Consider the following 12,850-nt stretch of genomic DNA (forward strand, 5'->3'; position numbering starts at 1 on the left):
CGGTCGCTTATTCACAAGGAAAGGGGAAAAGCAAAATGATTATTAATCATGCGTCTATCGATGCACATATCGTGAACGAAACGAGTTCCCGGAAGATCTTGGGTATGGGCGGTACATTAATGATGGTGGAGGTTACCTTTGCTAAAGGTGGTATTGGAGAAGTTCACTCCCATGATGCGCACGAGCAGGTCAGCTATATCGTCAAAGGCAGCTTTGAGGTACAGGTCGGTGAAGAAACTCGCATCTTAAAAGCAGGGGACAGCTTTTATGCCGGTTTTAACGTCCCGCATGGGGTCAAGGCACTGGAGGACTCCGTCATTCTGGATGTGTTTACCCCGTTCCGTCAGGATTTTCTTGAGGCATCCCAATGAGCGATTTTTACCTTTCGGCAACGGATATGCAACGGGCTGCCCAATATTATGAAAAACATTTTCCGGAAGAAGCCCGAAATTCGCTCGCGATTGCCAATCGTGCCATCCTGAATGAATTTATCGTTCCTTATACCAACGATCTGAATCGCTGGATTCCGATGGGGACACCTGTGGACTGGCTTCACAACCCGACAAATGATCTGGAGTTCACATGGGGCATCAATCGACACTGGCATATGCTCGATCTGGGCAAGGCGTATCTGATGAAGGGCAATCCGCTATATGTAACAGCATTTATTGACCACTTCCGTAGCTGGAGACAGCAAAACCCGGTACCTGTAAATCTGGTTTACGACGAGGCTGTGTTCTTTCAAAAACCCGGTCCGTGGCGCCTGCTGGAGACGGGACTACGTGTGCAGTCCTGGATATCGGCATATAAATATATGGAAGCGAGTTCACTGATAGACGAAGGCTTTCAGGCGGAGTTTCGACAAGGTCTGGACGAGCACGCCGAGTTTTTGACCCGTTACCTCGGCAGCACGGAAATCAATCATGCCATTATGCATATGCAAGGGTTGTTCATGATTGCTACGTTCTACCACCAGCACCCGCGAAGTCCACACTGGCGTCAAGTGGCGATGGAACGTCTTGAGCTGTGTTTGCTGCATCAGTTGGGTGAAGAGGGAATACAGGTTGAACTGACAACACATTACCACAATGCCAGCATCGAAATGTTTGGCACCCCTTATCGGTTGGGTGAGATTTCAGGACATCCTTTCTCGGCATGGTATGCCCGCTGTCTACGCCAAATGGCCGCATTTACTGAGGCGCTGATCCGACCAGATCATCAGTCTACCGGTATTGGTGATTCGGATTGGGTTGGAGATGGACGACAACGACTGACCCTGCTTGGTGCGATCCTGGACGATGATGATTTGATGGCTCGCGGAACGGATAGCTCGGAGTGTCTCTGGTTGCTGGGTGTGGAAAAATATGAGCGCTGCCTCAGACTACAGGCTTCTTCTTCTCCGGTGTTGTCGAGCCGAGCCTTTCCGCAGACAGGATATTATGTCATGAGGGACAAGTATCAATATCTTTTTTTTGATGCGGCTGCCATGGGCGGAGCACACGGACATGCGGATGCGCTGAATGTGGAGTGGATGTGGAAGAACCAGCTTTTCTTCACGGACACCGGACGTTATACGTATGAAGAAGGGAAATGGCGTCGGTATTTCAAAAGTACGCGGGCGCACAATACCGTCACGGTGGATGGTCTGGATCAGACACCTTATCTCTCCACACAGCAATGGGGTGAACCGGAGGCTCAGGCCACAACGCTACGTTGGGAGAGCAATGACAGCTATCACTTCATTGATGCTTCACAGGATGGATATACACATTTGCCAGATCCAGTTACACATCGTCGGTGGATGCTGGCAGGGGTGGAGATCCCTATACTATTAATTGTGGATTGGCTGGAGGCAGAAGCAGAGCATACTCTGGAGCAACGTTTTCACCTGCATCCGCAAGCGGATATTGCGTTGAGAATGAATGAAGCTGGAGAAATGACGGCGGATATGAGCTATGAGGCATCTTCCATAACGCTGACGATGCAATGGGTTACGGCAGGCATCGGGAAGGGAGCCTTCGCGTTGACGGAGCAGCCCGGCTGGGTATCTGAGGTGTATGGTTCCAAGTCGGAAACATCGGTCATCCAGGGCAAGACTGATTTCTCGGGTAAAGTGGGTATTCTGACGTTGTGCCTCCCCGCGGATCATACAGACCAGGTTACACGTGTAACCACATGCCAACTGGAACCTGACCTGATGAGATTGGCATTATCTTATGTGCAAGGTGAGGAAAAAGGGTATATTGTGATTGACAACGACACGCTGCAATGGTCGAAAGAACAGAAATAAAAACAGTGAAGCAGGAGCAGATGCTCGCACTTGGCGAACATAGACTCCTGCTTTTTCTTCACTCACTTGGCTTTATTTTTTCTTTTTACTCTGGGTGATTTTTGCGTAACGGGCTTGGGACTGGCTGGCTTTCTGGCCGTTCCGGGAGGTCTGTTGCGATATACCCATAAGGCATACTCCAGCGGCTGAGTGATGGCTTTATAATAGATTTCCCGCTCCCCGATGCGAGCGAATACTTCACGTGCAGGTTTGGGGTTAACTTCAAGCAGGTAGATACGCCCGCTTCTGTCAATCGCCAAATCCAGTGCCAACTCACATAGGTCCCCATACGTATCTTCCAGAAACGAAGCAACATCAATGCCGAATTTCTCTGCAGTTGTGTTAATTTCTGCCCGGAGGTCGTCATCTTCGATCCATTGCTTCATGAGTCGGTCCATCGCTATTGCCTGACCGCCGCCATGCAGATTGGAGGTTACGCTTTTTTCTGCACCCATGCGTCCAGCACATCCAGTAAGCTCCCATTGTCCTTCTCCGTTCTTCTGAACGAGCATGCGATAATCATGCACACGTCCATTCGGAAGCTGAAGTTGAATGCCCTTTTGTACAAGATACTTGTCTTTCATGTTCCAGTGCTGGAGCAACGCGCCAAGTCGTGATAAATGAACTTTACGTGGAGTGATGATACGACGCTTCTGATCCCGCCCTTGAACAAGCACTGTATTAGCCTCGCTACTGCTGCGTTCAATGCGCAGAATACCACGTCCGCCTGTTCCATTAATGGGTTTGAGATAGACCAGAGAAGAAACTTTAAGCATCCGGTTTACATCGGACATATCCTGAAATAGAGCGGTTTCCGGCAGGTGTTCACGAAAGTTAGCTTTTTGCAAAAGGGTCTGGTGGATGGTCCATTTATTGCGCAGTGGCCTGTTCAGAAAGAGCAGATGCCCATATTTCTCACGAAAAGCAAGCAATTGCTGAAACCTTCGGTTACGCTGTATCCGGCAGCGATCAAAGATCAGGTCCGGGAATGATCGCCACTCCCTGGACCAGCCTTTTCCTTCATGAAAAACCATGGCTTCAATTTGTTTGCCGCCGGGGTGTACGTCGGCTGGTGTGAATACATAGATATCGAGTCCCCGCTTGCGCCCTTCAAGAATCATTCTGCGATAAACGCTTCGTTCTTCAAGAGCGCGATGTTCATTTAAGTACAACGTCATAATGCCCAGAACAGGTGAGGACACAAACAATCACCTTCTTTTTGCAGTATTCCTGTCTATCATCGTTTGGACTGACGGGCAAGATAAGCGCTGTAGTGAAATATACGTTCCAATGACCGCCGTCTGATCTGTGGTTCATCAAACTTCATGGGCTTTGCATTGGCTTCGAAGAACCAGAGTTCCCCCAGGTCATCAATGCCCAGATCCATGGACATTTCTCCGAGCGTGTAACCTGATCCCCGTTCTACCTGTCTTGCGATCATTAATGAAGTGGATTTCACACGTTTCATCAGGGTTGTTGACATTTCTTCGCCAAAAAGATCGGTCAGCAGCTTCTCAGGGTCTTCTACGCTCCCGCCGCGCGGCACATGAGTTGTAATGCTGCGGGAGCCAGCAAGTCTCGCTCCTACACCGGTTACGCTCCATTGGCCCTTGGTGTTCTTTTGTACAAGAACACGCAAATCGAAGGGGCGTTTACGAGAGGATGCCAGTTCAATGCCTTGTTGCATGATATAAGGCGTATGTCCGGTTTCTTTGCGAATTCGTGCCCATAACTTGGCAAGTGTAGATGCTTTATAGGTCGTGCTTCTACGTGTGGTTTGTATTTTGAGACGATAGGGAAGCCGTTCTTTTTCCTGAAATTTAAGCATCATGATTCCTTTGCCAGCTTTGCCGCTCTCGGGCTTAAGGTACAGATAGGGATACGCCCGTAGAACGGCACCCAGAGAAGAAGCACTTCTCATCCGCCGAGTATAAGGGATCAGTTGCTGAGTCGATTTGGATTTCCTGAGCCATTCGAACAGATCCCATTTGTTGAAAAAGAATGGGTTATACAGTTCGATTCCTGATTGCATGCATTCGTCAATTTTACGCTGCACGGAAGGTTTTCCTTCGTCTTCCCGGTTGGGAATACGATTGTACAGAACATGGGGAAGGGGGAAAGGTTGTGAAACCCACTTTCCACTCCCCTTGTTGTACGTATATCCTTTCACGGTGGGGCCACTCACGTTCAGATCCCGTACAGTTACAATGTACACCACGTATCCCATGCTCTCGCCTGTCTGTAAGATATCTTGAAAATTTTGATGATTTCCCCTGAACATACGCTGTTTATCATGCATGGTCAAAACAGCAATAACAGGTTTGAAATCATCATGAAGGGTCATCAAATCTCTTCCTTCTTCCGGAACTTGCTCAAATACAGGCAGTGTTCCAAGATGTGCTCCACCGACGATTTGCCCTCCACCCGGAGTGAAGGGTGACGGAAAATGGAGCGCCCGGGTTTGGCGTTCGCTTCGAACATCCATACATGTTCCTCCTGATCAATGCCCAGATCAAAGCCAATCTCACCAATCAGATGCTGGTGCTGGGTTTCAATCGCCTGGGCCAGTGTAATAGCGACGGATTTGGCATGCTGAAGAACTTCTCCCGCACGATCGCCGAAGTTGCGACTGAGCGCCTGCTCAGGAGTCATTAGGGAGCCGCCATTTTTGATGTGTGTTGTGACGCTGCCACGTCCTGCCTTTTTGGCTCCAATTCCGACAACAACCCATTGATTGTTACCATTTTTGTGCATGTGAAAACGGAAATCAATTGGACATTCATCAATCTCAATTAGGCGTATTCCCTGCTGAACTACATATCCGCGTAACTGTTTACCATGTCTTCCCTGAAGCATGCGCATCAGACTATTGAAGGACCCAAAACGCAGGAGTGCATTACCGCCTTTTTTGCGATAACGTGCGAAATATCCACGTTTGGGCGAATAAGTCAGGCGGTAGATCCCGTTCCCCAGACTTCCTGCAGTAGGCTTATAGTAGACGAACTGATGGCGTTCCAACATTTCCTTCATCTGTTCAACAGAAGGATTGGTAATCGATTCAGGGATATACCGTCCTGCTGCCGGCTCGTTCTCCAGCAACGTATAGATATCCGATTTGTTGAAGAAGCTCCAGTTGAAGAACGGAATTTTTCGGCGAACAAATCGTTCCCGCAGCTGGTTGATGGCTGGTGAAAAGTCTGAACGACGGCTTGGTAACCGGTTGTAGACAACATCGGGCAGAGGTACCGTTCTGCGGGTAAAGCTTCCGTTATCATTCAGGAAAAAACCCGATACCGTCTCGTTCTGCCAATTGATATCCCGAGGAGTAAATGCGTAAATGTAGGATTTACGGCTGCCTTCACGGAGTAACTGTTTGATGAAACCAGTACGGGAACCGAATGGATTCGTGCTCGTCGCAGGCCCATCAGAGAGTACGCCGATCAGTGGACCTAACTGGACCTCATCATTTTGCAAATTCCGGAGATAAATACTGCCCCGTTTGGGAACGTTCATCATATTACGGATACCTGAAGCGAGATACAGATGTTTACCTGCTTTTTTAATTGGTTTGATCGTTGCAGGTACCCGGTCACGCCCGAAGCGAAGGTGCACCGTTTTTTTGCCGGACAGGTTGAGGCTCTTCATTAAAGCGTTGGATACATAAACCACTTTATCCGGTTGCTTGGTGAAATGCAGATTGCAAAAGGTCAAACTCATGATTTATCCTCCTATCCTGAAAAGATCCTTGGGCTCCATGGCAAGCGGGCGCTGCGGGCCTCAGCCGCCGTGAATCGGGATGGGTTTCAGGCCAGCTTTGCTGGATGTATTCGGCAATTTCATTGGACGAAAGACGTCCGTGAGAACATGTTGTTGCAACAGATAACGGGCATAGGCAAGCGGCCGGGTATAAGTCAGGGTATGCATGCGTCGGTCGCCCGCTTCTGCAAATGAGGTGCGGCCTGGTTTGGAGTTGACTTCAATTAGCCAGAGTTGGCCCTCTGCATCTGCTCCGAAATCAAGCCCCAATTCGGCTAACCTGCCGAAACGGTTTTCCAGCAGGGTGGGGATAAGCGTAGCAGTCTGCCGGATGCTCTTCAGCAGAGTTTCCGTGCGGATCGTTCCATATCGCTGGAGCAGATATGCGTGGGCAGGATATGCTTTACCCCCACCGTGAAGATTGGACGTGAGTGAACCTTCGGGTCCTTCCCGTACCATACATCCGGTAAGTGTCCAGCGACCTTGCCCATTCTTTTGCATTAGAGCCCGTATGTCGAATGCTCTTCCATGATGGCTAAGCTCCAGATATGGCTGCACGATCATCTTACGCTCAGCCTGATGTAATGCTAGCCAGGAAGATACAGCCTGGGTATGGTTGAATGTAAGAAAAAAGGTTTCATTGTCCTCGTTACGCCCCTCCACGATCCATGTTGATGGAGTCGTTCCCCGAGACAGGCGAAAGGTATTTTTGCCATGAGTCCCGGATACCGGTTTGAAGAACAGTCCTTTGGGCCAACGGTCCAGCCATGTTTCCCAAGGAATACGCGATCCGATCCGGGTTGTGGGAGCAAGTTGTGACCTCAATTCAGGATTTCGGGACAACACACGATGTACTTCCCATTTTCCTGGAAGGGAAGCAGACCAATAACGGTGTTGATCTGTGCCGTTGGTTGGTATCCATTCCTTAAGCTGTTGTCTGACGTACCTGGAGATAGGGCGAAGACAACGATCCATAATGAGATCGACTGCAGGAACAGGTACCGAATTCCACTTCCCTTGATGATAGACATATCCCCATTGAAGAGGGAGATGGACTGCATCATTTGATATCGGGATCACAATAATCTGAAGGGCGTATTTCATGCTCACCAAACTGAGACGACGGCAGAAAAGTTCATCCGTAAAGGGAGGTGAGCCTTCGGTTGCACGTACCAGAATGGCCAGTGTCTTGGTCTGAGATGTTGGAAACATTACGCTGCACCTCTCCTCTATCAGATTTGTTTTCCATAGGGAATAACTTTTCAAAAACCCGCCAGGTACGTAGAATATTCGAGCATGGCTTTGACGGAAGGGCGGATCTTGCTCTCACTCAGTGGTGTATTATCATTCTTGGATGGTTTGGAGTTGACTTCGAGCAGCCATACGCGCCCAGTGGTGTCCAAGGCCAGATCAATACCAAGTTCACCAAAATGAGCAGGGATGGCACTCTCGATTCCTTTAGCGATATCCAGTGCTGCGGTATGCAATCCTGCATACGCGGAAGCTTTGGCTGATCCAGACAACTGTGTTTTGGCAACAGCATCCTTGACGGTGCTGAGACTTCCACCCCGTGCCAGATTGGATACGTAGTGACTCCCGCCCGCAATCCGGGCGACGATGGAGGTTACACTCCATTTACCTGTACGGTTTTTTTGCACGAGCGCACGGAAATCCACGGGTCTGCCACTGTTGTCAATGAGAGTCAGCCCTTGTTGGATCTGATAACGCGTTGTTTTCATTTTCCCAGACATACTGGCATACAGTTTATCCAGAGAAGTATACGTTTGTTTCCGGGTCCCCCCGACGCCAGTCGCCAGAGTCAGGAAGCTTCCGTCAATCTGACGTGAGACCCGGATGATCCCTTTGCCCAAAGAACCGCGGACGGGCTTCAGAAATACAACCGGATGTCGGTTGCACATCGTCTTGAGCATGGCAGACGTCTTGAGCAAATGAGACTCGGGAAGAACTCGTTTAAGCGTTGAAATGGACTTGAGTGCGTCAAACACTTCGTTTTTGTCCAGAAACTTTTCATTGAAGGTTTGCGTGCCGTAGAGCGATTTTACTTCTTTCATAAAATGCTGTACGCTAGGTTTGTTCTCAAGCTTGCGGGACGTTAGCCGGTTATTGACGACGTCTGCTACAGGCAGAACAGTCTTTTTCCAGCCGTCATCATACACCCAGCCTTTCATATAACCCGTTACCGCTCCAATATCCTCCGGTGTGAAAAAGGATACATAGGCGCCTTGCTTACGGCAGGCGTTCACCAGTTCTTGACAGAACATCGTGATGGAGCCAAAGGGCCGATCTGGCTGATCGGGATAATCCTGGCTAACCAGTACACTGATGTAGGGTCCAAGGCGAAGCGTACGGCTGGCTGAACGATAGGATACCCTCAGGACCGAACGTGGAACGAGACCGGTCTTGCTGGCAACTGTCTGATTGATGCGCAGCCCGTCATACCTTGGTACCGGAATAACAGTGACTTCGCGGCGGAAAGAGCCAAATTGCAGCTGAAGCGGCCTTCCTGAAGGGATTTTAAGCGCCTTAAGCACCCCTTCGCCCAGCATGATGACGTCGTCCTGCAGGATGCCCGAGCCGGTAACCTGAATCGTTACTTTTTTAGTGGACATCACGGATCTCCTTCCGGGCGGCAACTTGATGTCTGATCTCGAAGTTGAACGGCATCTGAACATGGCATGTGCTTCATCATATGAGGACATATAACCCTTGGTGATTGACCCATATGGATTAAATGCATTTGATTTCGAGGCAGGTTATGGATGGCCTGTTTCAGAGCGCCCTTGTTTGACAGGAGAGAAAAGCGTGTATTAACACGGATGAACAAACCAATCTGAGGAGGAATAATAGTGAACATTTATGACAAAGCCAATGATTTGGCCAAAGCACTGAGAGAAAGCAGCGAGGTGGAAGAGATTACTTCCGCGATGAAGCTGATTGAAGCTGATCCGGATGCAAAAGCAATGCTGGATAACTTCCGTGATCAACAAATGGAATTGCAACAACGTATGATGAGCGGGGATATGCCAGCTCCGGATGAGATGGAGAAAATGGAGAAGCTGTTTGAAGTACTGAGTTTGAATCTGAACATCCGTCGTTTGTTTGATGCGGAGCGTCGCCTCAGTGTCATCATTGAAGACGTGAATAAAATTATTGCTGACAGCCTGGGTCATCTGTACGGTGGCGCTGAAGCGTAAAAAGGTAGTTCAAAAAGTCCACTTTTGATTACGAAGGATGCCTAGCTTCATTCCATCTTCTCGGTACTGAAAACTGATCTTTTTGAACACGTACTAAACGCTTGTCTTGTTTTTTTACCTGAACCTTTCATATTAGCTCCTTATCGTTCATAGACTAGACATATAGAGTCGATCAAGAACGAAGGAGCTGTGAATGGTGAAGAGGTTGAAAAAAGCAAAACATGTGATCTATCTGCTTATTGCGTTGTCGATGCTGGTCATTGCACTGCCGCGGATTTCCTTTGCTGGAGGAATGGACTGGGTTAATATTTTTGGCATCGTATGGGTGCTGTTCTCCTTATTAATCGTTGGTGCACATCTGCATTTTATTCTCGGTGTAGATGAAGAGAAGAAGCGTGCACTGGAAGCCGTTCGCCGGGCGAAGTTGCGGCAGTGGGAGATGAAACTGCTGGACAAGCAGGAGCGGAGCGAGTCTGTATAAGGTACAGAATGAGATCCAACATGGAAGACCGGAATCCCTTGGTACAAAGGGGCCCCGGTCTTTTTTGGTACATACAGAATTAGAGGTTAATGGGATGATTAAATTCAGATGGCGAACTTGCCTGTGAGAATGGGTAGGGGTGGGGTTATTTTCCTAAAGCCGTGTTATAATAGATACAGTATAGTACAGATGCATCTTCGGGGGTGGTACAGTTGGACGGACAGGAAGAGAACGTCACGAAGCATGAACAGTTACTTCAACATATTGAACAACTGAAGGTTGGTAGCAAAATATCAGTACGTGGACTTGCGCGGGAGCTGGGTGTAAGTGAAGGGACAGCGTATCGTGCGGTGAAAGAGGCGGAGAACTTCGGGCTGGTCGTGACCAAGGAACGAATTGGAACGGTGCGGATCGAGAAGAGACCTCGGGGCATGTCGGAACAGTTGACCTTTGCTGATGTTGTGACCATTGTGGAAGGCCATGTGCTGGGGGGGAACGAAGGTCTCGCCAAACCGCTGCACAAGTATGTGATTGGTGCGATGAAAGAACAGGCAATGGCCCGTTATATTGACGCTGGGAGTCTACTGATTGTAGGTAACCGTGAAGATGCTCACTCGCTTGCCCTCGAACAGGGAGCGGGCGTGTTGATTACGGGAGGTTTTGGGACAAGTCGTGAAGTAAGAATTATGGCTGACGAGCTTGGGCTACCAATTATTTCATCCAGACATGATACATTCACGGTGGCTTCGATGATTAACCGTGCGATCTTCGACCGGCTGATTAAGAAAAAAATTATGCTTGTTGAGGATATCATTGGTCAGAAACCTCGCTTGCAGGTATTGAAGGTGACCAGTTCAGCCGCAGATTTTCATATGTTGGTTTCAGAGACGGGTGAACATCGCTTCCCGGTGGTGGATGAATGGAACCGGGTCATCGGGATTGTGAGTCTGAAGGATGTCAGTGAGCTGAAAGAAGATCAAAGTATTGAGAAATGTGTGATACGCCGCCCGATTACGGCCTCATTGCAGACATCTCTTGCTTCTGCTGCCCAGATTATGACCTGGGAAGGTATCGATTTTCTGCCAATCGTGGATCGGAATCGCAAACTGATTGCGTCCGTCACACGCAAGGAAGTACTTCAGGCCATGCGGGATGCACAGAAGCAGCCACAACTGGGAGAGACGTTTGATCATCTGATCTGGAACGGGTTTGCAGAGGAGCGCGGTGAACAGAACGAATTGTTATTTCACGGATTCATCATTCCTCAGATGGCAACGGATCTGGGTACGATCTCCGAAGGTGTTCTGTTGAATGTGATGACACAGGCTGGCCGGCGGGCAGCGTGGGATGTTACAGGGAACGACCATGTGGTAGATAATGTAACAACTTATTTTGTTCGACCGGTACAGATTGAGGATCAGATCCTGGTTCGCCCGTTAATTCTGGAAACCAGTCGTCGAACGTGCAAAATGGACATTGTGGTTACCCGTGAAGGCAGTGTGGTATGCAAAGCAGTAATGACATTGCAGTCGATTGACCATGCCTAGCAGGCTACGTTGCCTCGGGCATAGACAAAGAGAGTACTCCCTGATCAAGAAGCTCTGCCGGGTTGCGCTGTCGCGCGGTTCTGGCTTCGCTTAACGAAGGGGAAGTACTCTCTTTTTGCAGACAACGATAGCGCTTCAATGAATCATGCAGATTGTCCGGAGGTTTTACCTGATCCATTACTGGACCGTTGTTGAAGCCGCGCATAATAACTGCGGTTACGTATTCCGGCAAATACATTATACGCACCCATAATCAGAAATAGCGCTTCCACAATCACAGATAAAGTGGAGCCCGTGAAGACAAACATCAGAATCAGTGCAAGATCAACAAGCATGCCACCCATCCAGATATTTGTCCACGAACGGTACAGACCGGCGCTGGTAGCATCCGAACTTCTGTGTGAACGAATACTGTTCAACGCTGCAAAAACCATGGCAACAGCAAAGATCGCGATTAGTGCATATTTGAGTACATCAATGAACACAAAGACGCAGCTCCTTTTCTGGAAAGCATTTACTGCCCTTATTGTACCATGCAGAGATGCAGACAAGGGCAGTTTTTGCTGTTACGCAGGAACGTGCATGCGAATCTGTACCCAAACTTGCAGTACGCCTTCCATAACCAGCATCGTTTTGACCTGAACGGTGTATTCCTTTTCCCTGACTGAGTAAACTTTCTGATTCAGCATGATTCGCGTCATTTTGCTATACTCATCGATGTTGAATACATCTCTGCCCCGAAGTACCTCAAGTTCGTCTCCGAGCTTTTGTAACATCACTTTCAGAGAAGCCTCGTCTGGCCCCTTATCCGATTCTTCTGCACGGACTTTGATTTCCTTGATAACGGTTTGGCGTTTACTGTATTTTTTCAGCGTTTTGATATCCTCCTCATTCTGATGCAGCTGAAGCTGCAGCTCCTGATTGTTCAGCCACAACGCATTGTAACTCAGGTGAAATACGCCGTTGTAGACGACACATCCAGCGATCATTCCCAGAACAAACACAGCGGTCAATCGCATCAGCGGGCGGTAACGAGAAAATGGCGGAACTCTCATGAACGCTGTTCCTGTCTCATATTAGCTCCGGCCTCCGCCGCACACCCATTTCACCAGCTCGGTTCCCATATGCGCGCCCATAAAAGCAGAGATCAAATACAGGATTTGTTTGACTGCCGGAGACAGGTTACCATCCAGGAAATTGCTCTCGATGACACGCATGGGATCTATTGTGCCGCCAACAGCGGCTGCGAGTGCCCATATCTTTATTTTTCCAGAAATATCGAGCATCGTCTGTGTCGGAGGCTGAAGAGAGATCACGGCTCCAATACCTCCGATCATCGCGCCGCCCAGCACGATTCCAAACGCAATAAAGAAATCAAGAATGGCTTTGGACAAAAATGTGCTCACTGGCAACACCCCTTTCAGACCTAGCAGCACACCTCCTGTCTTCGGTCTGTCACAGGGGGAGCGGCTTGTACTTCTATTGTATGGGCGTGCCCCCAAACGTTATGATAGAATGTCGA

The 12,850-nt window shown here is 49.0% G+C and carries 13 protein-coding genes; 5 read left to right on the forward strand and 8 right to left on the reverse strand.

Going from position 1 to position 12,850, the window contains the following annotated elements:
• Positions 1-35 precede the first annotated feature (35 nt).
• Positions 36-371: a cupin domain-containing protein gene (locus tag V6668_RS09720; RefSeq protein WP_036669940.1), complete on the forward strand. Its 336-nt coding sequence runs from the start codon at positions 36-38 to the stop codon at positions 369-371.
• Entirely contained in the window at positions 368-2,290 is a 1,923-nt protein-coding gene (locus V6668_RS09725) for an alginate lyase family protein (RefSeq protein WP_338708285.1), read from the forward strand. The genes V6668_RS09720 and V6668_RS09725 overlap by 4 nt, the downstream gene beginning before the upstream one ends.
• Positions 2,291-2,352: 62 nt before the next feature.
• On the opposite strand, the gene V6668_RS09730 is transcribed toward V6668_RS09725, so the two are convergent.
• Genes V6668_RS09730 through V6668_RS09750 form a run of 5 tightly spaced genes read right to left on the reverse strand, consistent with a single transcriptional unit; the run spans position 2,353 to position 8,715 of the window.
• Positions 2,353-3,531, reverse strand: coding sequence for a YheC/YheD family protein (locus V6668_RS09730; protein ID WP_127544307.1), 1,179 nt, complete (start codon positions 3,529-3,531; stop codon positions 2,353-2,355).
• Positions 3,532-3,566: 35 nt separating this feature from the next.
• Positions 3,567-4,673 carry a YheC/YheD family protein gene (locus tag V6668_RS09735; RefSeq protein WP_338708286.1) on the reverse strand — a complete coding sequence of 369 codons (1,107 nt, stop codon included), beginning with the start codon at positions 4,671-4,673 and terminating at the stop codon, positions 3,567-3,569.
• Entirely contained in the window at positions 4,673-6,046 is a 1,374-nt protein-coding gene (locus V6668_RS09740; protein WP_036609869.1) for a YheC/YheD family protein, read from the reverse strand. Before V6668_RS09740 ends, V6668_RS09735 begins: the two co-directional genes overlap by 1 nt.
• A 60-nt stretch (positions 6,047-6,106) precedes the next feature.
• The gene (locus V6668_RS09745) at positions 6,107-7,297 is read right to left on the reverse strand and encodes a YheC/YheD family protein (protein ID WP_338708287.1); all 1,191 of its coding nucleotides are present in this window, start codon (positions 7,295-7,297) and stop codon (positions 6,107-6,109) included.
• Between the two features lie 50 nt (positions 7,298-7,347).
• Positions 7,348-8,715 carry a YheC/YheD family protein gene (locus V6668_RS09750; protein WP_036609865.1) on the reverse strand — a complete coding sequence of 456 codons (1,368 nt, stop codon included), beginning with the start codon at positions 8,713-8,715 and terminating at the stop codon, positions 7,348-7,350.
• Between the two features lie 237 nt (positions 8,716-8,952).
• Between V6668_RS09750 and V6668_RS09755 the strand changes: the two genes are divergently transcribed.
• From V6668_RS09755 to V6668_RS09765, 3 genes are all read left to right on the forward strand, one after another.
• Complete coding sequence (locus tag V6668_RS09755; protein WP_036609862.1) at positions 8,953-9,300, forward strand: YlbF family regulator; 348 nt, start codon at positions 8,953-8,955, stop codon at positions 9,298-9,300.
• A gap of 196 nt (positions 9,301-9,496) precedes the next feature.
• The gene (locus tag V6668_RS09760; protein ID WP_085981456.1) at positions 9,497-9,781 is read left to right on the forward strand and encodes a hypothetical protein; all 285 of its coding nucleotides are present in this window, start codon (positions 9,497-9,499) and stop codon (positions 9,779-9,781) included.
• A gap of 212 nt (positions 9,782-9,993) precedes the next feature.
• The gene (locus V6668_RS09765) at positions 9,994-11,328 is read left to right on the forward strand and encodes a DRTGG domain-containing protein (protein WP_036609860.1); all 1,335 of its coding nucleotides are present in this window, start codon (positions 9,994-9,996) and stop codon (positions 11,326-11,328) included.
• Between the two features lie 143 nt (positions 11,329-11,471).
• Here the strand turns inward: V6668_RS09765 and V6668_RS09770 are convergent, their stop codons facing one another.
• The 3 genes from V6668_RS09770 to V6668_RS09780 form a co-directional block, all read right to left on the reverse strand.
• On the reverse strand, positions 11,472-11,813 hold the full coding sequence (locus V6668_RS09770) for a YtpI family protein (protein ID WP_338708288.1): 342 nt from the start codon (positions 11,811-11,813) through the stop codon (positions 11,472-11,474).
• Between the two features lie 81 nt (positions 11,814-11,894).
• The gene (locus V6668_RS09775) at positions 11,895-12,383 is read right to left on the reverse strand and encodes a hypothetical protein (protein WP_338708289.1); all 489 of its coding nucleotides are present in this window, start codon (positions 12,381-12,383) and stop codon (positions 11,895-11,897) included.
• Positions 12,384-12,404: 21 nt separating this feature from the next.
• Positions 12,405-12,734 carry a YtrH family sporulation protein gene (locus V6668_RS09780; protein ID WP_026081169.1) on the reverse strand — a complete coding sequence of 110 codons (330 nt, stop codon included), beginning with the start codon at positions 12,732-12,734 and terminating at the stop codon, positions 12,405-12,407.
• Positions 12,735-12,850 lie beyond the last annotated feature (116 nt).

This window comes from Paenibacillus amylolyticus, assembly GCF_036894225.1.
Taxonomy (GTDB): Bacteria; Bacillota; Bacilli; order Paenibacillales; family Paenibacillaceae; genus Paenibacillus; species Paenibacillus amylolyticus.

Coding starts and splice junctions, on each gene's coding strand:
- V6668_RS09720 (WP_036669940.1), top strand. CDS start 36: ATGATTATTAATCATGCGTCTATCGATGCACATATCGTGAACGAAACG.
- V6668_RS09725 (WP_338708285.1), top strand. CDS start 368: ATGAGCGATTTTTACCTTTCGGCAACGGATATGCAACGGGCTGCCCAA.
- V6668_RS09735 (WP_338708286.1), bottom strand. CDS start 4,673: ATGACCCTTCATGATGATTTCAAACCTGTTATTGCTGTTTTGACCATG.
- V6668_RS09740 (WP_036609869.1), bottom strand. CDS start 6,046: ATGAGTTTGACCTTTTGCAATCTGCATTTCACCAAGCAACCGGATAAA.
- V6668_RS09745 (WP_338708287.1), bottom strand. CDS start 7,297: ATGTTTCCAACATCTCAGACCAAGACACTGGCCATTCTGGTACGTGCA.
- V6668_RS09750 (WP_036609865.1), bottom strand. CDS start 8,715: ATGTCCACTAAAAAAGTAACGATTCAGGTTACCGGCTCGGGCATCCTG.
- V6668_RS09775 (WP_338708289.1), bottom strand. CDS start 12,383: ATGAGAGTTCCGCCATTTTCTCGTTACCGCCCGCTGATGCGATTGACC.